The sequence below is a fragment of the Catalinimonas alkaloidigena genome (assembly GCF_900100765.1).
Taxonomy (GTDB): domain Bacteria; phylum Bacteroidota; class Bacteroidia; order Cytophagales; family Flexibacteraceae; genus Mooreia; species Mooreia alkaloidigena.
On sequence record NZ_FNFO01000009.1, the window covers coordinates 141,078 to 165,246 of the forward strand.

At 56.7% G+C, this 24,169-nt stretch carries 15 protein-coding genes; 10 read left to right on the forward strand and 5 right to left on the reverse strand.

The features are described 5' to 3' along the window. Positions 1-257: 257 nt before the first annotated feature. The 4 genes from BLR44_RS20465 to BLR44_RS20480 all read left to right on the forward strand — a co-directional run bounded on the left by BLR44_RS20465 (position 258) and on the right by BLR44_RS20480 (position 9,819). Entirely contained in the window at positions 258-3,560 is a 3,303-nt protein-coding gene (locus tag BLR44_RS20465; RefSeq protein ID WP_089685594.1) for a SusC/RagA family TonB-linked outer membrane protein, read from the forward strand. 44 nt (positions 3,561-3,604) lie between these two features. After that, positions 3,605-5,392, forward strand: a complete 1,788-nt coding sequence (locus BLR44_RS20470) for a RagB/SusD family nutrient uptake outer membrane protein (protein ID WP_089685596.1) — start codon at positions 3,605-3,607, stop codon at positions 5,390-5,392. Between the two features lie 94 nt (positions 5,393-5,486). Continuing rightward, complete coding sequence (locus BLR44_RS20475) at positions 5,487-9,044, forward strand: VCBS repeat-containing protein (protein WP_089685598.1); 3,558 nt, start codon at positions 5,487-5,489, stop codon at positions 9,042-9,044. Between the two features lie 166 nt (positions 9,045-9,210). Beyond that, positions 9,211-9,819 (forward strand): NUDIX hydrolase, encoded by a 609-nt coding sequence (locus BLR44_RS20480; protein WP_218127133.1) that lies wholly within the window; start codon positions 9,211-9,213, stop codon positions 9,817-9,819. A gap of 336 nt (positions 9,820-10,155) precedes the next feature. Here the strand turns inward: BLR44_RS20480 and BLR44_RS20485 are convergent, their stop codons facing one another. Together BLR44_RS20485 and mce are read right to left on the reverse strand one after the other, a co-directional pair. Beyond that, complete coding sequence (locus BLR44_RS20485; RefSeq protein WP_089685915.1) at positions 10,156-11,157, reverse strand: alpha/beta fold hydrolase; 1,002 nt, start codon at positions 11,155-11,157, stop codon at positions 10,156-10,158. Between the two features lie 86 nt (positions 11,158-11,243). Continuing rightward, the gene (mce, locus tag BLR44_RS20490) at positions 11,244-11,648 is read right to left on the reverse strand and encodes a methylmalonyl-CoA epimerase (RefSeq protein WP_089685917.1); all 405 of its coding nucleotides are present in this window, start codon (positions 11,646-11,648) and stop codon (positions 11,244-11,246) included. 93 nt (positions 11,649-11,741) lie between these two features. Here mce and BLR44_RS20495 point away from each other — a divergent pair, with 93 nt between their 5' ends. After that, positions 11,742-12,155, forward strand: coding sequence for a hypothetical protein (locus BLR44_RS20495; protein ID WP_245706127.1), 414 nt, complete (start codon positions 11,742-11,744; stop codon positions 12,153-12,155). Between the two features lie 18 nt (positions 12,156-12,173). Then, positions 12,174-12,500, forward strand: a complete 327-nt coding sequence (locus BLR44_RS20500) for a HesB/IscA family protein (protein ID WP_089685602.1) — start codon at positions 12,174-12,176, stop codon at positions 12,498-12,500. Positions 12,501-12,559: 59 nt separating this feature from the next. Here the strand turns inward: BLR44_RS20500 and BLR44_RS20505 are convergent, their stop codons facing one another. Beyond that, the gene (locus BLR44_RS20505) at positions 12,560-13,543 is read right to left on the reverse strand and encodes a sugar phosphate isomerase/epimerase family protein (RefSeq protein ID WP_218127134.1); all 984 of its coding nucleotides are present in this window, start codon (positions 13,541-13,543) and stop codon (positions 12,560-12,562) included. A gap of 121 nt (positions 13,544-13,664) precedes the next feature. Next, complete coding sequence (gene hemA / locus BLR44_RS20510; RefSeq protein WP_089685606.1) at positions 13,665-14,942, reverse strand: glutamyl-tRNA reductase; 1,278 nt, start codon at positions 14,940-14,942, stop codon at positions 13,665-13,667. A 373-nt stretch (positions 14,943-15,315) separates the two neighbouring features. Between hemA and BLR44_RS20515 the strand changes: the two genes are divergently transcribed. Beyond that, positions 15,316-16,560: a sensor histidine kinase gene (locus tag BLR44_RS20515; protein WP_089685608.1), complete on the forward strand. Its 1,245-nt coding sequence runs from the start codon at positions 15,316-15,318 to the stop codon at positions 16,558-16,560. A 6-nt stretch (positions 16,561-16,566) separates the two neighbouring features. On the opposite strand, the gene BLR44_RS20520 is transcribed toward BLR44_RS20515, so the two are convergent. Beyond that, entirely contained in the window at positions 16,567-17,214 is a 648-nt protein-coding gene (locus BLR44_RS20520; protein ID WP_143017398.1) for a hypothetical protein, read from the reverse strand. Positions 17,215-17,347: 133 nt separating this feature from the next. On the opposite strand from BLR44_RS20520, the gene BLR44_RS20525 reads away from it, so the two are divergent. The 3 genes from BLR44_RS20525 to BLR44_RS20535 all read left to right on the forward strand — a co-directional run bounded on the left by BLR44_RS20525 (position 17,348) and on the right by BLR44_RS20535 (position 24,085). After that, a complete protein-coding gene (locus BLR44_RS20525) occupies positions 17,348-19,480 on the forward strand; it encodes a cation:proton antiporter (RefSeq protein ID WP_089685613.1) in 2,133 nt (710 codons plus the stop codon). A 168-nt stretch (positions 19,481-19,648) separates the two neighbouring features. Further along, a complete protein-coding gene (locus BLR44_RS20530) occupies positions 19,649-21,919 on the forward strand; it encodes a PAS domain-containing sensor histidine kinase (protein ID WP_089685616.1) in 2,271 nt (756 codons plus the stop codon). Between the two features lie 165 nt (positions 21,920-22,084). After that, on the forward strand, positions 22,085-24,085 hold the full coding sequence (locus BLR44_RS20535) for an OmpA family protein (protein WP_176956142.1): 2,001 nt from the start codon (positions 22,085-22,087) through the stop codon (positions 24,083-24,085). The last annotated feature ends 84 nt before the right edge of the window (positions 24,086-24,169 follow it).

Sequence of the window (24,169 nt, forward strand, 5' to 3'; positions counted from 1 at the left end):
TTCAGACCTTTCCACTATCGGAATTCCTTTCGTTGCCGCGCGAACCACGAGCGGGACGATCGCTATTCTCAACCCTTTCTTCTTTACGCAGTTAACCCACGTTTTCCTTCCTGACCTGGAGGGGAGAGGTGTGTTCGCCCTTTTGTAAGGGCAAACCTTTGTTCAGGGCAATACGACTTCTGTTGTGTATTGTGCTAACCTTTGCGCATCTACTTATTATCTTTTATTTTTCTACTGTCCAAAACTCAAACATCTGTATGCATTACATCTACTTATCACGCCACCTACGCATGATTATGTGCCTGGTGGTATTCCTGGGGGCTCCGGGACTCTTGTGGGCCCAGGGAAGAACCATTTCCGGCACCATCATCGATGCCGCTGATAACTCCGGCGTGCCCGGCGTTAACATTCTGGTGAAGGGTACGTCTACCGGTACCATCACCGACGTAAACGGGAAGTACACCCTTCAGATCCCGGCCAACTCTACTACGCTGGTCATTTCTTCGGTAGGGTACCTGACACAAGAAGTGGAGATCAACAACCGCTCGACGATCGATGTCGCCATGGAGTCGGACATCGCGCAACTGAGCGAAGTGGTCGTCACAGGGTACACCACCGAAGATCGCCGCGAAGTGACCGGGGCCGTTGCGACCGTAAAATCGAAAGAACTGGTCGCGGTTCCGTCCGGTAACGTCGAGCAGCAGCTGCAAGGTCGTGTCTCGGGGGTAACCGTCATCACCAACGGTCAGCCCGGTACCACCAGCGTCGTTCGTCTGCGGGGCTTTGGCGCATTTGGTGGTAACGAGCCTCTGTACGTAGTCGATGGAGTTCCTGTAGGGTCTACCAACTTCCTGAACCCCGATGACATCGAGACAACTACGGTTCTGAAAGATGCGCCTTCGGCTTCGATTTACGGAGCGCGTGCTGCCAACGGGGTTATTGTCTACACCACCAAGAAAGGCTACGATGGCAAGATGCGCGTCACCTACGACGGGGTGGTTGGGGTCACTACACCGGGTAAAGTCGACAACATTCTCAGCCCGCAGGAGCAAGCGGACTGGATCTGGCAGGCAAAGCGCAACACCGCGCGTCAGCTGGGCTATCCAGTCGGATCGGACAAATACAACGCGCTGTTCGTAAGTGACCAGTTCGGGAGCGATCCGGCCGGTCCGGTGTTGCCTGACTACCTTCTGGTGGGCGACAGAACGGGCGTAGTCGGTGAGATTGACCTGAATGCAGAGCGCGCCAAATACAACAACGACCCCAGCCGAGGTTCGTTGTACCTCGTCATGCCGGCCGACAAATCCGGTACTAACTGGTGGAACGCCCTGACGCGCCCTGCCATCCTGAATCGTCACACGCTGGGTTTCTCGGGCGGAAGCGATCGTAGCAAATACTACGTTAGCCTGAGCATGCAAAACCAGGACGGGGTGCTCATCTATCAAAATTTCCAGCGTTACGTGCTGCGCCTGAACACCGAGCAAACCTTATTCAAAGGCGTTCGCTTCGGGCAGAACCTGCAGGGAACCTATCTCTCGGCTCGCGGTCTGGTGGGTAGCAACGGCGGACGTGGTGCAGCCGGTGAAGAAAACAACTACCTGGATGCCTTCCGGATGCCTTCTATCATTCCGGTATACGATGCCTTCGGCGGCTACGCCGGAACGCAGGCCAAAGGCTTCAACAACCCTCGGAACCCGGTGGGGATTCGGGATCGGAACGTGGCCAACGACCGGAACTTCAGCTTTGGGGCGTTCGGTAACTTCTACGCAGAAGCCGATATCTTCAAAGGCTTAAAAATCCGCAGTAGCTTCGGTGGCGGACTAAGCATGAACTACTTCTACGATTACAACTTCCCCACTTACGAGAACTCAGAAAACCTGGGTACTTATACCTACGGAGAAGGCGCGGGCTACAATGCGAACTGGGTGTTTACCAACACTGCCAGCTACGAGCGCGATTTCGGCGCACATTCGTTGAACCTGTTGGCCGGTGTCGAATCCCTCAACACCGGGATCGGACGCAACATGAACGCCAACGGACAAGAGCCGTTCTCGCGCGATCCTAACTACGTCAGCATCACGACCACCGGGAATAACACTGCATTCAGTAGCTATTACCGGGGCGTTAACTTCTTCTCGGTATTCGGACAGGCCAAGTATACCTTTAACGACAAATACATCCTCAACGGGGTGCTGCGTCGTGATGGTTCTTCGCGCTTTGGTGCAGAAAACCGCTACGGTATCTTCCCGGCAGTATCGGCCGCCTGGCGTGTTTCTTCGGAAGACTTTATGGCGGGCGTTCCTTTCGTAACGGACCTGAAGCTGCGCGGTGGTTACGGGTTGATGGGTAACTCTAACAACGTAGATCCTAACAACCAGTACAGCCTGTTTGCCGCTACGCTGAACTCTTCGTTCTATGACATTACGGGAGGCAACGCAGCGCCGACCGAAGGTTTCTACCGCAGCCGCATCGGCAACCCCGCTGCGAAATGGGAAACGTCCGAGACTTCTAACATCGGGATCGACGGATCGTTCTTTGGCGGTAAGCTCGATGTCGTGTTCGACTTGTGGAGAAAAGATACCCGCGATCTGCTGTACTCTCTGAGAACGCCGTCCGTGATCGGTCCTGCTGCCAATGACCCGGCGATCAACATCGCCAAAATGCGGAACCAGGGACTTGACATCGAACTGACGACACGCGGAAACTATTCGGCCGACTTCAACTACGAAGTGAAGCTGACCGGTTCATTCCTGCACAACGAGATCATCGCGCTGGCACCTGGCGTAGAATACTTCGATGCCGCTACGCTGCGGAACATCACGCCGGTGCGTAACCAAGTAGGCTACTCGCTCTCTGCGTTCTACGGCTATCAGGTACTGGGCCTTTTCCAGAACCAGGCCGAGATCGACGCTGCGCCTGTACAAGACGGTGTGGTTAGATCACAAGACGCTACCGAAGAGAATCCGGCACAGGGAACAGGTCGTTTCCGCTATGCCGACATCAACGGCGACGGAAAAATTACCGTTGACGACCGCACGTACCTGGGAAGCCCCGTACCGAAGTTCAACGGTGGGATCAACCTCGTGCTGGGTTACAAAGACTTCGAACTGACGGCCTTCCTGCAGACTTTCCTGGGCGTGAAGATTTACAACTTCTCCAAGTGGTACAACAACTTCTATCCGTCCTTTACCGGAACTGCTTACAGCACGGCGGTGAAAGAGTCGTTCACGTTTGAAAACGGAGGCAACACCGTTCCGATTTTCGAAGACGTTTCTAACTTCAGCACCAACACGCAATCGAACTCATTCTACATCGAGAGCGGTAACTACGCACGTCTGACCAACCTGCAGCTGGCGTACAAAGTGCCGAATAGCGTAGTGGGACGGTATGGTTTCGACCGGGCGCGCCTCTACGTGCAAGCCACGAACCTGTTCACCATCACCAACTACTCAGGATTGGATCCGGGTGTAGCCGGTGCGGCCGATACGCAATTGGGTATTGATGTGGGGAACCCGCCGATCACCCGTGGTTACAACATCGGTCTAAACCTTACTTTCTAAAACAACCAGTGTGCTGACAAAGCACCTTAAAATTTGAGCTTACTATGAAAAAAATAGTTAGAAAAGGACTTCCTTTCGCTGTGATTGCCGCCGTTGTGCTAGGGGCAATTGCCTGTAAGGATGAGTTTCTGGAAGTGCCGGTAACCGGTCAGATTTCAGAATCTCAGTTGACTACGCCCGCTGGTCTTGAAGGGCTACTGATTGGCGTGTATGCGCAACTCATGGGAGCTCCCGACAACGGAGGGGGTTCTGCAGGGGGTGAATGGAACGGCGGTGCTACCAACTGGGTGTGGGGTAGTATCCGCGGTGGGGATGCCAACAAAGGCTCCAACGCGGGTGACTTCAACTCCATTACGCCTATCGAACGCTTCGAGGTGCAGGTCACCAACAGCGAGGTGCAGTTTAAGTGGGAAGGTTCGTTCGAAGGCGTGGCCCGTGCCAATACGCTGCTGAAAATCATGGCTAAAGCCGACGAAGTATCAGAAGCACAGAAAACACGGATTGCGGCCGAAGCGCGTTTCCTGCGCGGCCACTTCTATTTTGAGTTGCGGAAAAACTTCAAAATGGTGCCTTGGGTCGACGAAACCATGACCGACGAAGAAGCCAAGAAAGTGCCGAACAACACGGACATCTGGCCGAAAATCGAAGCCGACTTTCAGTTTGCCGTCGACAACCTGCCCGAAACCCATTCGCAGATCGGACGCGCCAACAAGTGGGCGGCCATGTCTTACCTGGCAAAGGCGTACATGTATCAGAGAAAATTCAACGAGGCCAAGCAACTGTTCGACGACATCATCGCCAACGGAACGACCACTGATGGCACGCCTTACGGCCTGCACCCTGACTTTGGTGACTTGTTCTCGCTAGGCGGCGAAAACTCGGCGGAATCCGTGTTCGCCTATCAGGCAACGGGCGGAGCGAGTAGCACCTATAACTCTCTGCACGAAGTAGCGATGCACCAGCCGTACAGCACGGCCGCTGGCGAAACCGCCGGTAGCGACTGCTGCGGTTTCTTCCACCCGAGCTTCGACCTGGCCGCTTCGTACCGGACGCAGAATGGATTGCCGCTGTTGGACGGCTCGTACCGGACCGGTACTAACGAGTTGGTGACCGACCAGGGCAAAGCTTCTGACGAAGCGTTTACGCCCGATGCAGGTCCGCTGGATCCTCGCCTCGATCATACAGTCGGCCGTCGGGGTATTCCATGGCTGGATTGGGGGAACATCCACCCCGGAAAAGCGTGGATTCGCGATCAGAACTTTGCTGGTCCCTACACGCCGAAAAAGTATGCGCTGGATAAAACTGAGTATGGCACCCGCGATGCCAGTGGCTGGACGCCCGGCTATCAGGCCACAAACTTCATGATCATCCGCTTTGCTGATGTGCTGCTGATGGCCGCCGAAGCCGAAGTAGAGGTCGGAAGCCTGGAAAAAGCGCGTGAGTATGTGAACCTGGTCCGTAGCCGTGCCGCTAATGCTTCGGCTTTTGTGAAAAACCTGGAAGGTACCGCGGACGCCGCGAACTACGTAATCAGCACCTACGACCTGCCCTGGACAGATCAAACCGCAGCGCGCAATGCCGTACGCTTCGAGCGGAAGCTGGAACTGGCTCTGGAAGGCCATCGCTTCTATGACCTGGTGCGTTGGGGCAATGCCGCCGAGGTGCTGAATGCTTACCTGAGCTATGAAGCCTCGAAGCTTTCGAACCAGTTCGGAGGAGCTACCTTCACGGCGCCTGCAGACGAATACCTGCCCATTCCGCAAACAGAAATTGACCTGCAAGGGAAAGATGACAGCGGAGGCAACGTGCTGACACAAAACGACGGTTATTAAACCTGTCAGATCACTTCAAAAGGCTCTCTTTCCGGAGAGCCTTTTTTTATGCATTTTTGTTAACTTCTCCCTGTGCCACAACCTGCTTACACTTATGAGAAACGCCATGCTTTGGGGCGGCCTGCTCCTGCTTTGGGGAGCATGTTCGTCGAAAGAGGAAACCCCCACGCTGTTCCGGCTCCGTACCCCCGACCACACCGGAATCCACTTTGCCAACCACATTCAGGAGAGTGACTCGTTCAACATTCTCGTCGAGGAATACATCTACAACGGCGGCGGCGTCGGCGTGGGTGATTTCAACCGCGACGGCCTGCCCGATGTGTACTTTACGGGGAACCACGTCGGTAACAAGTTGTACCTGAACCAGGGAAACTTGGCGTTTGACGACGTCACCGAAACGGCCGGTGTAGAAGGGAACGGGCAGTGGTGCTCGGGCGTGGCCGTGGTGGACCTCAACCAGGATGGATGGCCGGACCTGTACGTGGCTTCTACCATGCAGAAAGATCCGACCCGTCGGCGCAATCTGCTGTACATCAACCAGGGGTTGAACGAACAGAATGTACCGGTTTTCAAGGAGATGGCTGCCGCCTACGGCATTGCCGACGAGGGTTTCACGACCAACGTGGCGTTCCTGGATTACGACAAGGACGGCGATCTGGACCTGTACGTGCTTAACAACATCATTACGAAAGAGGTCCCCGGCAATTACCGCGTTAAGATTACCGACGGCACCGCCCCCAACAACGATCATTTCTACCGGAACGAAGGCGTAGGGCCCGACGGCCATCCCGTCTTCACCGAAGTTTCGAAAGAGGCGGGCATTACCATCGAGGGCTATGGCCTTGGATTGGCGATCAGTGACCTGAACCAGGACGGCTGGCCCGACATCTACGTCACCAACGACTACGTTTCCAACGATTTTCTGTGGATCAACAACCACGACGGCACATTTACGAACCGTATCGAAGAGTACCTGCACCATACGGCCTATTCGGCCATGGGCAACGACGTGGTAGACATCAACAACGATGGCCAGGCCGATATCATCGCGCTCGACATGCTGCCTGAGAACAACGAGCGCAAGAAACAGATGCTTAGCGCCAACAACTATACCTCGTACCTGAACAACGAGCGCTACGGGTTTCAGCATCAGTACGTGCGCAACGTGTTGCAGTTGAATCAGGGACAAACCCCGGAGGGCGCGCCGCAGTTCAGCGAAGTAGGACAACTGGCGGGCATCTACCAGACCGACTGGAGCTGGACCCCGCTGGTGGCGGACTTCGACAACGACGGATTTCGGGACCTGATCGTAACAAATGGCTTTCCGCGTGACGTGACCGACCACGATTTTGCGATCTACCGCAGTGGGCCAGCGGGTAAGGTGGCCAGCAATACTTTTCTGCTGGAGAAAATTCCGTCGGTCAAAATCCCGAATTACGCGTTTCATAACAACGGCGATCTGACGTTCACGGACGAAACCAAGGCCTGGGGACTTAACATTCCGTCGTTCTCGAACGGGGCGGCTTATGCCGATCTGGACAACGACGGCGACCTCGATTTTCTGGTCAACAACATCAACGACAGTGCCTTCGTCTACGAAAACCAACTGTACCGGGACGAAGCGCAGGGCGCGCACTTCCTTCGGTTCCGCCTGGATAGTGCCGGCACCCCATCGGTGCTGGGCACCAAAATCAGGCTGCACTACGACGGCACCCAGCAGTACTACGAACACTCGCCCTTCCGGGGCTATCTTTCGTCGGTGGAGCCGGTGGCCCACTTTGGCGTCGGCGACCGTACCACCATCGATTCTGTACAAATTTTCTGGCCCGACGGGCGTTACCAGCTGCTGCGCGATCTGCCGACCGATCAGGTCGTGGCGTTGCAGTGGCAGGAGGCACAACCGGGGCCGGTATCGCCTCAGCCGGTCGGTCGGCCGTTGCTACAACCGGTGGCGGTGCAGCATGGCTTGCGTTACGTGCACGAGGAGCAGGACATGGTTGATTTCAACATTCAGCGCACGCTTCCGCACAAATTTACCCAGGCGGGGCCCGGCCTGGCGGTGGGTGACGTAAATGGCGATGGACTGGAGGATGTGGTGATTGGCGGCTCGGCCAATCAGCCTACTACGCTGTTCGTGCAACGGAAAGATGGCTCGTTCGAAAAACGTACCGAGGGCTTCGCCCCGAATCCCAAACCTCAGGAAGACATGGGGCTGTTGCTGTTTGATGCCGACGACGACGGCGATCTGGACCTTTATGCCGTGAGCGGCAGTTACGAGTTCCGGACCGAAGCGGAAGAGTTGCGGGACCGTTTCTACCGGAACGACGGGCGCGGCCACTTTACGCACGAGCCGAACGCGTTGCCCGATTTGCGCACGAGTGGCTCGTGTGTGCGGGCGGCCGATTTCGACGACGACGGCGATTTGGATTTGTTCGTGGGCGGGCGCGTGGTGCCTTACCAGTATCCGCTGTTGCCCAAGAGTTACCTGCTGCGTAACGAGGGCGGCACCTTTACCGACGCTACGGCCCAGGTGTGCCCGGCGCTCGACACGCTCGGGCTGATCAACGACGCGCTTTGGTCCGACTTTGACGGCGACGGACAACTGGACCTGCTGGTGGCGGGGGAGTGGATGCCCGTGACGTTTCTGCGCAACCACCAGGGCACGTTCGAAAACGTGACCGAAGCGGCGGGTGTCGCCAACCAGGTCGGATGGTGGAACTCGCTGGCCGCAGCTGATTTCGATCACGATGGCGACCTGGACTATGTGGCCGGCAACCTGGGGCTCAACACCCACTACAAAGCCAGTGAACAATACCCGCTGAGCATCTACGCCAAAGACTTCGACGACAACGGCACGGTCGATCCGCTGCTGTCGTGCTACATCAAAAACGAACAGGGGGAGATGAAGCCTTACCCGATGGCGACGCGCGACGACATGATCGGGCAGCTGTTGAAAGTCCGGCGGAAGTACGACCACTTCGCGGAATTCGGGAAGGCAACCATGGACGACATCCTGGCCGGCGAAGATCTGCAAGGCGCACTGATCCGCCACGCCACCCACTTTGCCAGCAGCTACCTGGAGAATCAGGGCGATGGCACCTTCCGCATGCGGTCCCTGCCGAACGAAGCGCAGTACGCGCCGATGTTCGGGCTGACGACCTACGACGTAAACGGCGACGGGCATCCCGATCTGGTGGCGGTCGGAAACGACTACAGCACGGAAGTATTCACCGGGCGGTACGACGCTTCCGTCGGCGCGGTTCTGCTGGGCGATGGCAAAGGACATTTCAGCGCCATGCCCATGACGCAGAGCGGCTTCTTCGTCAACGGCGATGCCAAAGCACTGGCGAAAGTCTATGCCGGAACCCAGCCGCTGCTGTTGGTCACCCAGAACCAGGACAGCCTGGACGTGTATTCGCTGCCCACGTCGGAAGAGCGCGTGCGGGTGCTTGTGCCGGAGCCGCTGGACATCCGCGCCGAAATCGAATACCAAGACGGCCGAAAGGAGCGACGAGAGCTTTATTATGGTCAGTCGTATCTGGCCCAGTCCAGCCGTCGCCTGGAAGTCGGCCCCGACGTCGTGAGCGTGACGTTCTTCCGGCCTTCGGGCGAGTCGCACCGCATTACGGCCGATATGTGGGCGCAGCGATAATGCGGGCGGTGCACTCCTTCGTCACAAAACGGTTTGGGGTTTACCGCGCCGCCTTCGACCTTTGCTGGCGTGAGCGGTCTCCCTCGGGTTAACGACGCGCAGTTTACGACTGAGGCGCGTGCGATTGAGGGGCGATCTGCCAATGCCAACCTAAATTCAGAAAACCGTGCTTGATCTCATCAAACAGGTGCAGGCCATCGCGCAGGCGGGGCTGCACTATGGCGAAAACGATTACGACCTGGACCGCTACCAGCGGCTCAACGAGCTTACCCAACAGATGTTCAACGCCTGGACCGGGACTGCTCCGGAGTTTGCGGCCCGTTGGTACGAAGGCGAAATCGGCTATCCCACCCCCAAGGTCGATGTGCGGGCGGTGGTGATGCGGGACGGAAAAATGCTTCTGGTGCGCGAAAAGATCGACGGTTGCTGGTCGCTGCCGGGGGGCTGGGCCGACGTGGGGTGTACCGTGCGCGAAACCGCCGAGAAAGAAACGTGGGAGGAAGCGGGCCTGCGGGTAAAAGCCCAGCGCCTGCTGGCCGTGTTCGACAAAAAATGCCATCCGCACCCGCCGGAGCCATGGTACGTATACAAGCATTTTGTACTGTGCGACATTGCAACGGGCGAAGGCGACGGGCAAGCCGGTATGGAAACGCTGGACGTCGGTTTTTTTGGACCGAACGAGTTGCCGCCCCTTTCGGTAGATCGCAATACGGCTTCGCAGGTACATCAGATGTTTACGCTGGCCACTTCTGTACAACCCACCATTTTCGACTAACGACCGTGTAGCCTACGGCATTTAAGAGCATTAGCCGTAGAATCTTCGTAATCTGGAAACGTATCGTGTAGAGATTTGTAAGAAATCTCAGAAAATGGTACATGGACAAATCGGGGATCAGAGCACTTAACATAATACACATCTCGTTTAAGAGGCTGGTATTGCACATTTTGTAGAAAAAAGGCATGGGTGTATTCCAGTTGTGCTTTTGAAAAGAAAAGAAAAACTACTAGTTTACATACATACCCAATCGTTTGAGCAACTATATTATGCAAAAAGCCCGGCCGCTAGCCGGGCTTTTTCTGTTGTCGGAAAGGGGAGGTAATAAATTGTTCTCTAGGAAGATTTCAGAAACCGGAGAAGCGGTTGTATGAACTGATCGTATGCTTCGATGTGGGGCAGGTGCCCGACCCCCGGCAACTCTACCAACTGCGCCTTCGGAATTTTGCGTGCCGTTTCTTTTCCCAGTTCCGGATAGTTGCCCATGGTGTTGCGTACTTCCGGGCTAACCCGGTTTTTGCCCAGCGCCGTGCGGTCCAACTGTCCGATGATCAGGAGGGTCGGGGCCTGAATCATCCCGAATTCGTACACGACCGGTTGCGTAAAAATCATGTCGTACGTCAGGGCGGCATTCCACGCAATGCGCGGATATTCAGGGCTGAGCGTCCATCCTGCCAAGGGGACGACCCACTGTTCGTACGCTGGCTTCCAGGTGCCGTGGTAATAACTTTCGACCTGGTATTTTTTGATCGACTCGTACGTATTGGTCAGTTCGGACTGGTACCACGCCTCCACGGGTTGGTAAGGAACCTTGACTTTCCAGTCTTCCAGGCCAATGGGGTTGGCCAGGATAAATTTTTCCACCCGTTCCGGGTACATCAACGTAAAGCGTGTGGCCAGCATGCCGCCCATCGAGTGGCCCAACACCGCTACTTGGTCAACGCCCAGGGTATCGAGCAAGGCACGGGTGTTTTGCGCCAGCAGCTGAAACGAGTACTGCAGGTCGTGCGGCTTCGACGATTTTCCAAAGCCAATCTGATCGGGAATGATCACGCGGAACCCGTTTTTGCTCAGGTCGGCCGCCGTCTGGCCCCAGTACGCCCCGTTGAAGTTTTTGCCGTGGAGCAGCAGCACCGCTTTGCCGTTGGGCTGCGGGGGTTGCACATCCATGTAGGCCATCTGCAACGCTTCGCCCTGGAGCGTCAGGTTGAGGTATTGCACCGGGTAGGGGTACGCGTAGCCTTCCAAAGCGGTGCCCAACGGCCGAACCGGCCCCTGGGCCAAGGTACCGAACGAAATCAGGCTGCAGAGTGCAGCCAACAAAACAAAACGTCGCATCACAAAAAAGTAGTTTTGGTTCTGTACGCGCGCCGTTCGCCGCAGGTTGAGCAAAGGCAGGCCGCCAGCACAGTCGCGTCAGGCCGCTAGTCTTCGGTAATCTCCTGGCACAGTTCAACCAGCACGCCGTTGGTGCTTTTGGGGTGGAGGAAACAGACCCATTTGTTGTCGGCGCCGCGTTTGGGTTCTTCCTGCAAAAGCGTGAACCCTTCCTGCCGGAGCCGCGCCATCTCGGCACGGATGTCGGTCACTTCGTAGGCAATGTGGTGGATGCCTTCCCCGCGCTTCTCCAGAAATTTGGCGATGGGGCTATCGGCCGTGGTGGCTTCCAGCAACTCGATTTTGGTGTCGCCCGCCCGAAAAAAGGACGTGGTGACGCCCTCGGAAACAACCGCCTCCGTTTTGTAAGAAGGGGCGCCTAACAGCTTCTCAAACAGGGTGTTCGATTGCGAAAGGTCGCGGACCGCAATGCCGATGTGTTCTACCTTCATTTGGTTGTAAATTACCGGAATGTTAACTTTCGCGAACAAATATACTGGGGCGACTGTTTGCGTTGTTTAGATATCCCTTCTTCTCGAGTAGCCATGCTGGACTCTTCTCCTGACATTCACGTCGAAAGTGCGCGTATCCAAAAAGAAATCAAGGATTACCTTGGGCTGTCGAGCAATAGCCTGGTATTTGAGTTTCGGACCGTCGAAAACAACCGCGTTCGGCTCGACCTGATTACAATCAACCCACGCCACCGGCAATCGTTCCTGTTTCATACCGAAGAGGGGTACGATAAAGTTGACGTGTTGAACCGGATGTTGCATTACGTCCGGAACTATAAAGACAAAGAAAACTCTTATACCGTACAGTGGCGCATCCGGGGGGAGAAGGAATTACAGACTTCGTACTTTCGCGCCAAAAATATGTACGACGCGCTCGATAAACTTTATTACGGGCGCGACATGAACACAATTACGGTTTTTAGCCTGGTGATGAACCCGGTAGCTTAACCTCACTGTTATACGATTATGATCACGGTTACAGAAAAAGCGAAACAGCGCATTACCGAACTACGGCAGGAAGAAAATTATACGGACGATTATGCCGTACGCGTGGCGGTGCACGGCGGCGGATGTTCCGGCCTGATGTACGACCTGAAGTTCGACAATCAGGTGACGCCCAGCGATCAGGTCTTCGAAGACAAAGGCGTCCAGATTAAGGTCGATAAAAAGAGCCTATTGTACCTGTTGGGCACCACGCTCGACTTTTCAGACGGGCTGAACGGCAAAGGCTTTCAGTTCATCAACCCGAACGCTTCGCGGACGTGTGGTTGTGGCGAAAGCTTCGCGGTCTAAGAACGATATTCTACTGTGCAAAAAGCCGCTGTCTCGCTGGAGGCAGCGGCTTTTTGCGTTCAGAGTCCGGCCTGTTTCAGGTAGCTTCGAAGGGTCGCGAGGTCTTTTTTCATCACCTGGATCGTCTGCTGACGCTTGGCGGTTGCGCTGAGCGAGGCGTTGTGTTCCGGCATTTCGTACTCGAAGTGGATCGAAACGGGCACCCGCAGACCGGAGGCTTTGAGCTGCCGAAAGAACGCCGGAAAATCGACCCTGCCTTCGCCGATGGGCGTATCCACAATCTGCCACCGGCCCTTTACCTCCGCCCATTTGGCGTCTTTCAAGACCAGCGTATTCACAAACGGCTGGATAATGCCCAGGCCGATGGGCCACGACTGCGCACTTTCGAGGGTGGCGTGGCGGATGTCGTACTGGCAACCCAAGTATTCGGAGCGAATGTTTTTCAGCACCTGTGCCAGGTCCCACACCGGTGCCCCAAAATAGTCCGCACCCGCGTGATTCTGGTAACTGCCCCGGATGCCCACCTCCCGGTTCAGGAGCGTCAGCGTGCGCAACTGCCGCTCGAAACGCGCCTGTTGTGCGCTGATCGAGGTACTCTGGTCGTACTTCAGCCAATCGGTGCGGTAGTAGCGAATGCCCAGTTGGGCGGCGGTGGCCAGTACCTGCCGGCTTAGCGGGTCGTCGGCGCGGGCGATGGCGGTTGTGATCTGAACCACCTGCAACCCCTGTTTTTGTACGGCCCGTACCGCCCGGGGCAGGTCGGTGGCGACGCGCTCGGGCAACACATGGCCGCCGGGCCGCACAGCAAGGTCAACGCCGTCGAAACCCACTTCGGCGGCTACTTCGGCCATGGCGTCATAATCCAGCCATTGCAGGTGTTTTGAAAAGACGGAGAGCGGCATCGGGGGCAGCGGGACCGGTGGTGTCGTAGCGTGCAGGTGACGCGCGGGTGTCAGCGCTGCAGGACCGGCAGCAACAGCGAGGGTGGCAAGGGCAGTGTGGGTTAGAAACGTACGGCGCGAGAGGGACATCGGAGGCTTCACATAAGTCAGTGGTAAAGTAACGCAATTTCCCTCCGTTTCCGTACCTCAACAAGTATTCCGCTGCCCAACAAAAAACCTCGCCGGGTGGGGCGAGGCCTCAAGCTCTTGTATCGCGTTTAGCTTAATGATCGTTGGTCGGCGTGGGCTGCGCTTCCAGGTTAAACAGGTCGTTCAACACGTCGATGAGCGTTTCGGCTTCGCCCCGGCGGCAGGCGGCTTTCAGTTGCAGCACCGGCAATTTGATGATCTTCTGCATCATGCCTTTGGTCACGCGGTCGACCAGCACCTGCTCTTCTTCCGACATTTTTTTCAGGTGACGCGCCAGCTCTTCCTGCCGAATCTGCTCCAGGGCGCCTTTCAGCTTTTGAATGGTGGGCGAAACGATCATGTCGCGTGACCAGTCTTGGAACTCCGTCAGGGCGGCTTCCATAATTTCTTCCACCTGCGGAATGGCGGCGATGCGTTGCTGTAACGCCTCGGTGGCGCGGTTCTGAATGTGGTCGATGTTGTAGACCAGCGCGCCGGGATGTTCTTCCACGTCGGGCGCTACGCTGCGCGGCACCGAGAGGTCGATGAAATACTTGTACGTGAGCAGTTCTGTGGCTGCCAGCATCGACCGGGTGATGAACGGTTCTTCGCGGCTGATCGAACTAATAACGACGTCGGCGTCGGCGATGGCTTGCGCGGCTTGTGCGAACGGCACCACCTCGGCCCCGATTTTCTGTGCGAGGGCTTCGGCTTTGGCTGGCGTCCGGTTGCAGATCCGGATATTTTTCAGGTCGCTGTTTTCCAGGTTCTTGCACACATCCCGGCCAATCTCGCCTACGCCCAGAATCAACACCTGCGGCGCGGCCATGTCCATCGTCAGTTCTTCCACCAACTCCACCGCCGCGTACGAAACCGAGGCGGCACCGTCGCGGAAACTGGTCTGTTGCACCACGCGCTTGTTGGCGAAGAAAATGGTGTGCATCAGGCGGTGCAGGAACGGCCCGGCCAAGTTGGCATCGGCAGTCCACTGGTAAGCCCGCTTCACCTGGTTGATGATCTGCATGTCGCCCACCACCATCGATTCGAGTCCCAGCGCAACGCGGAACAGGTGCCTGGCGGCTTCGTCGTCTTCGTGCAGGCGATTGAACTGTGCTAACGGCAATTCCGCAGCACTCAGACCCTTTTGCAGCGCCAGCAGTTTGATAATTTCGGTGCTGTAGTCCTCGTCGGACGAATAGTAAATTTCCGTACGGTTGCAGGTAGACAGGATGAGCAGTTCAGTAACCTCGGTGATCTCTTTCACGGTATCGAGCAGGCGGCGGCATTCTCCCTCGTCCAGGGCTACACGTTCACGAAGCTCAACGGAAGCGTTTTTATGAGATAGACTGATCGCTTTAAAAGAAGACTGCATGTTCGGGATTTTGGCGGCAAATTGATGAACTTACGGTGCAAAAGCTTGTAGATTTCCGACGTCCGGTCTGTTACATCTTCACAAAAGTAAAGTCGACAAGCCGGATAGAAAAATGATCAAGGTCAATTGATTCACTGATTTCGAATTTTAATTCAATTTAAATCTGTCATCCCGACACAAAAGGCGCTGAGACGCTTCGCGCGGGTCAACAACGGGAGGCGATGCGCCCAGAAACGCGCCCAAATGGGTGGCGGCGGGTGGGGAACCTTCGCCAACAGGAGCCGGGTTACAGAGGCAGTGGCCGTACATCGGAAGAATCTTTTCAAACGTTTGTCGTTTCATACACAGGCAAGTACACTATTGACTACAAAATATGGACGTGTTCGGTTCTGAAAATATTTATCAAGGGCGTTCGAAACTTAAGCTGGTCATCGTGGTCGTCGCGCTGATGATCGGTGGCTTTTCGCTGCTCTACACCAACTACCTGGTGAGGATTCTGGCCGAACGCGAAAAGGGCATGGTCCAGCTCACGGCCCGCAGCATCGAGTTTATCGGCAACGAAAGCGACCCCGGCGAGAGCATTGAGCTGGCAACGGACATTATCGAATCCAACAACTCGATTCCGTTGATCTGGACCGACGAGAAGGGGCATCCGATCAGCCGCCGTAACATCAACACCACCGGCATGACCGACGAGGAGGTGATGGCCCTCCTGGAAAGCAAAGTCCAGGAGATGCGCGAAGTGTACGAGCCCATCGAAATCGGGTCGGTCTCCGGCAAACCGCAGTACGTGTACTACGAAAATTCCGAGCTGACGTCTACGTTGCGGTATTATCCCTACGTGCAACTCAGCGTCATCACCATTCTCTCGCTCATGGCGTATCTGGTGTTCAATTACTCGCGTCGGGCCGAACAGAACCGCGTCTGGGCCGGACTGGCCAAAGAAACTGCCCACCAACTGGGCACGCCGCTTTCGTCGCTGATGGCCTGGCTCGAATACTTCAAGTCGGACGATCGCCTGAAAGACGATCCCGTCATCGACGAGTTGGGCAAGGACATCCGCCGCCTGGAGATGATCACCGCCCGCTTCTCCAACATTGGGTCGGTACCGGTCCTGAAACCCGAAGACGTCGGTGCCAGCATTGCCGATACCCTCAACTATCTGCGTCCCCGCATCTCGAAAAAAGTCACGATGGATCTGATCAATCGGTTGCCTGCGGGGGTGAAAGTAAATCTGAACCGCGCCCTGTTCGAGTGGGTGATCGAGAACTTGTGTAAAAACGCCGTCGATGCCATGAGTGGCGTAGGCAGCATCCAGATCGAGATTCAGAGCCTGCGCGACCACCGCATCGCCATCGACATCACCGACTCGGGCAAAGGGATGACCAAATCGCAGATGAAAAAGGTATTCGATCCGGGCTTCACCACCAAAAAGCGGGGTTGGGGGCTGGGGCTAACCCTGGTCAAGCGCATTATTGAAAATTACCACGGCGGCCGCATCATGGTCCGGCGCTCCGAACCCGGCAAGGGCACCACGTTCCGGATTTTCATGAAAACTTCGGAAACCACCCGTGCCGCCGAGCCGCAGCAGGTTATTTCTGACGAGCAGCTGGCCTGAAGCCACTCAGCGGTAAGGATTGGGGTTGTAATCGGCAGGCGGGGGCGGTTTGCTTTCGTCGTAAATGATGTCGGTGTTCACGTTCAGCAACACCCACTTGTGGCGGGGATGCTCCGCTACGTACCGGGCCATCCGTTCCTGCAGGCGTGCGGACGTGACGCCCCCCCGCACCGACCACCACACCACCACGTAGTAATCTGCCTCGGGCAGCTGGGCAAACGCAACGGGCTGCCCCTCCCAGGTGCGGTACTGGGCCAGCTCTTCCTCCAGGAAATACTGGCCGTAAATGGGCGACAGGTTGTGGGGAGGCACCCGCGCCAGCACTTCGTCGGTCAGGTCGCCTTCGATGCTGCCGTAGTGCGACAGCATCCGCCCGTCTTTCCCGAACACCTTGAACTGTAACAGCGGCTGGTAGTCGAGCTCGTAGGTCGGTTTGAAAGGACGCCGCCCCAGCGTGTCGAGCGCTGTCGGATCAAAAATCAGAAATTCCGAACTATCGCCGATGTGGTGCGTACGTGCATACTGCAGAATTTCACCGGGATAGGCGGTGCGGCGGCTGGGTTCGTCGAGGGTAGAGCGCGCGCCACCGTAACGGATGCACGAACTGCACAGCAGCCCTAACAAAAACACGTAACGTTTACGTAATGAGTTCATGCAACGAAGCGCCCGGGTCTGCAGAGCCTCTGCCCAACGGAGAAAGGTGGGCTTTGCAGAAGGAAGGCTTTAAAAAGGTACGGGTAAATTAGTGTTTTATTGGTAGTTTTAGAAAGTTCAACACGCTCTGTGTATGGTATTCTTGTCTGAGTTTGTTCTTCCGTTCAAAGATCCGGTTCTGGTATTTGCGCTGATGCTGATCATTACGCTGCTGGCCCCGATGGTGTTCAGCCGGCTGCGCATGCCCGGCATTGTCGGCTTGCTGCTGGCGGGCGTGCTGGTGGGGCCGCATGGCGTGGGCCTGCTGGAGCGCGACATCAGCATCGAACTGTTCGGAACGGTCGGGTTGATGTACATCATGTTTGTGGCGGGTTTGGAAATCGACATCAACGACTTCCGAAAAACACAGACGCGCAGCCTGCGCTTTGGGACGCTCAGTTTTCTATTGCCGCAGGTGCTGACGACGCTGGGCGCACGCCTGGTGCTGCATTTCGAGTGGCCCGCCGCCGTGCTCTTCGGGAGTTTGGTGGCCTCGCATACCCTGCTGGCTTACCCCATTGCGAGCCGCCTGGGCATTACCAAAAACGAAGCCGTAACCGTGACGGTGGGCGGAACCATCATCGCCGATACGCTGGCGCTGCTGGTGCTGGCCGTGGTGGCTGGGGCGGCGCAGGGCGAAATCGGGATCGGTTTCTGGGTCACGCTGGTCATTTCGCTCTCGGTGTTTGTGTTCCTGATCATGTGGGGCATTCCTAAACTGGGGCGCTGGTTTTTCAAAAACATTGAAAGTGAGGGCGTATCGCAGTACATCTTCGTGATGGCGCTTACGTTTCTGGCGGGCTATCTGGCGCACCTGGCCGGGGTGGAGCCCATCATCGGGGCCTTCCTGGCGGGGCTGGCCGTCAACCGGCTGATTCCGGCCAGTTCGCCGCTGATGAACCGCATCGAATTTGTCGGCAACGCCATTTTCATTCCCTTCTTCCTGATTTCGGTAGGCATGCTGGTTGACATCAGCACCCTCTTTGCCGGGCTGGAAGTGTGGCTCATTGCGGGGCTGCTCATCGTGTTGGGGGTCATCGGCAAGTATGGCGCCGCGTTTCTGATTCAGAAGTGGTTCGGCTATACGGTGGCGGAGCGGCACGTGATGTTCGCCCTCAGCAGCGCCCGGGCCGCCGCCACGCTGGCTGCCGTGCTGCGGGGCTACGAACTCGACATTTTGTCGGAAAACGTCTTCAACGGGACGGTACTCATGATTCTGGCCTCCACGCTGATCAGCTCCTTCACGATGGAAAGCGCCGGCCGCAAGCTGGCCGTAGAAATTGCCGACAGCCCTTCGACGACCGAATCGCCCGACCGGATTCTGGTGCCGATCTCTAACCCGAATACCGTCGAGAACCTGATGGACCTGGCGATGATGATCAAAGCACCCGATTCGGATGTGCCCATCATGCCGCTGTCGGTGGTGCGCGATGCCGACGACGCCGAAGAAAAGATTCAGGAAAATAACAAGATGTTACAGAAGGCGGTGCACCACGGGTCGGCCGCCGAAAAGAACGTGCAGGTGGTCTCGCGCATCGACCTGAACATCACCAGTGGCATTGTGCGCGCCATCCGCGAACTGGGCATTACGGAAGTCATCATCGGGTGGAACGGCAAAGTAACGGCCCGCGAGCGGATTTTCGGGACCGTACTCGACAACCTGTTGGCCAGCACCCGGCAGATGCTGCTCGTGAGCCACGTGACGCATCCGCTTAACACCATGGAAACGATTGTGGTGGTGGTGCCGCCCAATGCGGAGCTGGAAAAAGGCTTCGGCCGCTGGCTCCGGACCATCCACATTCTGGCCCGGCAGATCGGCACGCCGGTGCAGTTCTGGGGCGAAACCGAAACGTTGCAGGCCATCCGCGAGCCGCTGGGCAAAATGAAGCCCAACATCGAGGCGAAAATGCAGCCCTTCAACGAGTGGGCCAAGTTCCCGCGGTTTGCGCGCCGCATCACCACCGACGACCTCTTCATCGTCATCAGTGCTCGGCAGGGCACCATCTCCCACAACAACTTCGTGGATCGGATTCCGCGCCAGCTCAGCCGCTTCTTTGAAGATAACAACTTCGTGATCATCTACCCGGAGCAAGCCAGCCAGTTTCAGAGCGAAGAGCAGTTGCACCTGCACCAGCTGCGCCATACGATCAGCGAAAACGAGGACGAACAGCGAGAATACGAGAACCGTTCGGTGGTTCAGCCCGGCGAGACCCGGTCCGAAGTATAAATTGCACTTTTTTAAAGGAGGGTGGCATTAATCATCTAGGTAGATTCGTATATTTGTTACTTCCTAAGGTTCAATAGTCCTTTTCTTCTTCTGTGATTGGGTAGATATATGATTTAATCTTCAGATGTTTACCTTTAAACATCTACATGCCATACGCCTGCTATCTCTATGTCGAACTTCGCTCATCTGGATCAACTACGTCGCCGGTATTACACCCAGGCCCCAGTGGTTTTTCTGGTAACCGACGAGTTGGGCATTGTCCAGGAGTTTGACGGCAACACGCAATTCTTTTTTCTCGACGACCGGACCGTTACCGGGCAGTCGTTTCGGGCGGTGTTGCCCGCTACCATTGCGACCGAGCTGGGACGTATGCTGGTGCGCATCAATTCCGAAGGGCGACGGGTGTCGGTCGTGTTGCCACAGGTGCCACTGGCCGGCGAGCGTTGTGCCGTACGGGTGACCGGCTGGCGCATGCCAGGGGTCTACCAGACGTTGCTGGGCTTTTCGCTGGAGCGTTTGGCGGCGGAAAAAGGCCCAGACACCCCGAAGCCCACCGAAGCGAAACCGACTGCCGAACCGGGCCAGGTGTATCACTTCATGCGCGACGTAAACGAAATCGGCGTCGCGACCCTCGACCTGAAGGGACGTTTTACGGAAGTCAACGCCGGTTTTGTGCGCACTCTGGGCTATCAGGAATCGGACCTGTTGGGGCAACACGTTTCCGGCATTCTTTTTCCGGAGAACGAAGCCGAGATGCTGGCCTATCTGTTCGACATCTTCCGGGCGCAGGGGCGCGGCAACCGGGAGTGCCAACTGCGCCACCGCGATGGACAGGCCCTCTACGTGCAGGTCTATCTGGAAGTGTTTCAGCCTTCCGACGGCGCGCTGCAGATGATGTTCGGCATGCTGGACATCAGCCTGCGGAAACAGGCCGAGCGGCAATTGCACCGGTGGCTGGACTCAGAGCGTATTCTGCGGGCGGTATCGACGACGTTGATCCAATCGGCGGGGGAAGCTCCGGACGAAGTGATGGCGTACGCCCTGCAACAGATCGGAAAGTTCGCGGAAGCCGACCGCGTCTACCTAGGGCTGGTGACGGGCCGTCGCCTGCACCTGAAACACGAGTGGCGTGCTTCGGGGATCAAATCGGTGATGACCGACGCCGCCATCGGGCCAGAGGACTTTCCCTGGCTGGCCCGGCAACTGCCGCGCGGCAATGCCCTGCGCTTCGATACCCTCGACGAGCTTCCGGCCGAAGCGGCGGAAGAGCGCCGCTATTTTGAACGGCAGGGGACTCGGGCGCTGATGCTCATTCCTATGTTGCGCGACGGCAAGTTCATCGGCGTGATCGGCACCGAACAGGTACGCAAGGCACGTCCCTGGGAAGAAGAAGCTTTCTTTCTGGCCCGCCTTGTGTGCGAGCTTCTGGCCAATGCCCTGCGTCGACAGCATTTGAAGGAACGGCGGGCACGCCAGCACGAGTACCTTCAGGAAATTCTGGATACCAGCCCCAACCTGATCCTGGTGCGTACCGCCACCGGCGACTACAACGTGGCCAACCAGGTAGCGCTCGATTTTTTCGAGGGCGTGCTCCCTGTGGAACTGGACGAGTACGATCGGCAGGTACTGGACCGGAAGCAGACGGTGACCTGCACCCTGACCACAACCACGTCGGCGGGCAAAGCGCGCACGCTGGTCTGCACCAAAAAGCCCCTGCGTACCGCCGAAGGCCACTGGAACGTGCTGACCATCGGCGAAGAGGTGACAGAACAAAAGAAATACGAGGAGAACTTGCAGGCCGCATTGCAGGAGAAAGACGTGTTGCTGAAAGAGATTCACCACCGGGTGAAAAACAACATGTCGATCATTTCAGGGCTTCTGTCGCTGCAGTCCAGCTACGTAACCGACGAGAATACCCAGCGACTTTTTCAGGAGAGCCAGAATCGTATCAAATCGATGGCGCTGATCCACGAAAAGCTTTATCAGTCCGACACCCTTTCGCGGATTGACTTTGCTGCCTACCTGCGCGAACTCGTCAATGGCATCGTGGGCTACTACCGCCTCAACAAAGACATTCAGGTCGCGGTAGAGGCCGAGCCGGTGTTTGTGGACATCAACTTGGCGGTGCCTTGCGGATTGATTGTAAATGAGTTAATTTCTAACGCGTTCAAACACGCCTTCGAAGGCCGGCAACAGGGCCGGATTCGGGTAGCCTTTCACCGGGAGAAACAGGGCTATGCCCTGAAGGTGAGCGACAACGGCATCGGCATGAGGGAAGTCCCGCCCAAAGAAAGCACACAATCGCTGGGCACCACCCTGATCTACGCGTTAACTGCGCAACTCAATGCCGATATGGACATCATCACTGACGAGGGCACTACCTACGTTATCCGTTTCACCGAAAAAGTGAAACGCGTCCGGCGCCCGTCGGCTGTATGAGGAACCAGAACAAAGGGTACTTTGTGTTGCATAACATTAATCAGCAGGAAATAACTTACTGATCTTTAGCGTTTTTCTATCCCTTTCTTCGTAAAACGCGTTTAAGTTAGCATTGAATTAGCTGGGGCTCTCATGTATTGCAAAGTATCTTTTCTAGTCGTGCTCATGCTGCTCGGCCGAGTGGCGTGCGCACAGCCCATTCAGTGGGCCAGTGAGGTGAATTTTTACCACGGCGCCTACCGGGGCGAGGGCGATTACGGGGCCAAACAGGTGCTCGGGCCGCCCAACGCCGTTCCGTTTGGGCAGATGAGCCCGCGGGCGTTTCGGCTGGCTAGCCAGGAGGGAAGCGGCATTCTTCGTGTGGGATTTGCGCAGCCACAGCCCATCAAACAGGTGGTCGTGGTCGAAAGCAATTTGCCCGGCGCCGTCACCGAAGTGAAACTCTACGACGAGTACGGGCGCAGTTATGCGGTCTACCAGCAGGAGCCGCAAAAGCTGGCGGCCCCCTTTCGGAGTTTTAACCTGATTATTGCCGAAACCACCTACAAGGTTGCGCAGGTCGAAGTGCGACTGAACGCCTCTACGCATCACGGCTGGACGCAAATCGACGCCATCGGCATCCTGAATTCGGACGAACCGTATACGCTGTCGAGTTATTCGACCTATTCTGAAACCAAAACGGAAGCCCCGGCAGTGAGCTTCGTGTCTAAAAAAGAAAACCTGGGCGAAACCGTGAATTCCAAGTTTACGGAGATCAACCCGGTGATTTCGCCCGACGGGTCCATGCTGTACTTTGCGCGGCAGAATCATCCGCAAAACGACGGCGGCAAGCGCGACGCGCAGGACATCTGGGCGAGCCGACGGCAGGGGGACGGGTCGTGGGGAGAGGCCATCAACATGGGCAGCCCACTGAACAACGCGATGCCCAACGGCGTTGCTTCGGTATCGCCCGACGGCAACACGCTCCTGTTGCTGAACCGCTACAATCCCGACGGGTCCGTCAGCCCGGGGGTATCGCTGTCGCAACGCCAGAAGGGCGGCTGGTCGGCCCCGATTCCGCAGGAAATCGATCAGTACGAAAACCGCAGCGACTACGTGAATTACTACCTGACCAATGACGGAAACGCCATTCTGATGGCGGTCGACCGGCAGGAGGGCTACGGCGATCAGGACATTTACATCAGCTTCCGGGAAGGCAAAAACAAATGGAGCAAGCCCCAGAACCTGGGACCACAGATCAATACCCCTCGGGCCGATTTTGCGCCGTTTCTGGCGGCCGACGGGCGCACGCTTTACTTCGCTTCGGAGGGCTACAGTGGCTTTGGCGGCAGCGACATCTACTTCAGCAAGCGCCTCGACGAATCGTGGCAGCGCTGGAGCACTCCGGAAAACATGGGGAATCAGATCAATACACCCGATTGGGACGGCTACTACACCATCTCGGCGGCGGGCGATTTTGCTTACCTGGTTTCCGATCAGGAGGCCATTGGCAACTCGCGCGATATTTTTAAAATCGCCCTGCCCAACGCCATGAAGCCGGAGCCGGTGGTGTTGCTGAACGGACACGTGTACGATGCCGTCACCCGCCAGCCTCTGGCCGCCACCATTCAGTTTTCGACGCTGGAAGGCGGCAAAGAAGCCGCAAACGCTCGTACCTATCCGGAAGACGGCAGCTTCAAAGTCGTGTTGCCCTTGGGGGTGGAGTACAGTTACGTGGCAGAAGCGCCGGGCTATGTGGGCGTAGATGAAGATTTTTCGCTGGTCAGCATCCAGGAGTACCGCGAAATGGAGCAGGACATTTTTCTGTTTCCTCTGGAAAAAGGCCAGACCATCCGGCTGAAAAACATTCAGTTTGAGCGGAGTAAATCGTTTATTCGCGATTCGTCCAAACCTACGCTGGAACGCCTGGTGCGTCTGCTGGAAGAAAATCCTACGCTCGAAATTCAGCTGGAAGGGCACACCGACAACCGGGGAAGCTTCAACGCCAACATGAAACTTTCGGAAGATCGGGTCACGGAAGTGAAAAAGTACCTGACCGACCGGGGCATCAAAGCCAAACGTATCACCCTGAAGGCCTACGGAGGAACCCAGCCCATCGCCGATAACGAAGAAGAAACCACCCGTCGCCTGAATCGCCGTGTAGAATTTACGGTGACCAACCTGTAAGGCGGGGTCGCATTGTCTTTTCTGAACTTACCTTTGTGGTAACGCGCCATTGCGTTTACGTTCCGGACCCCGCAGGCGGGGACT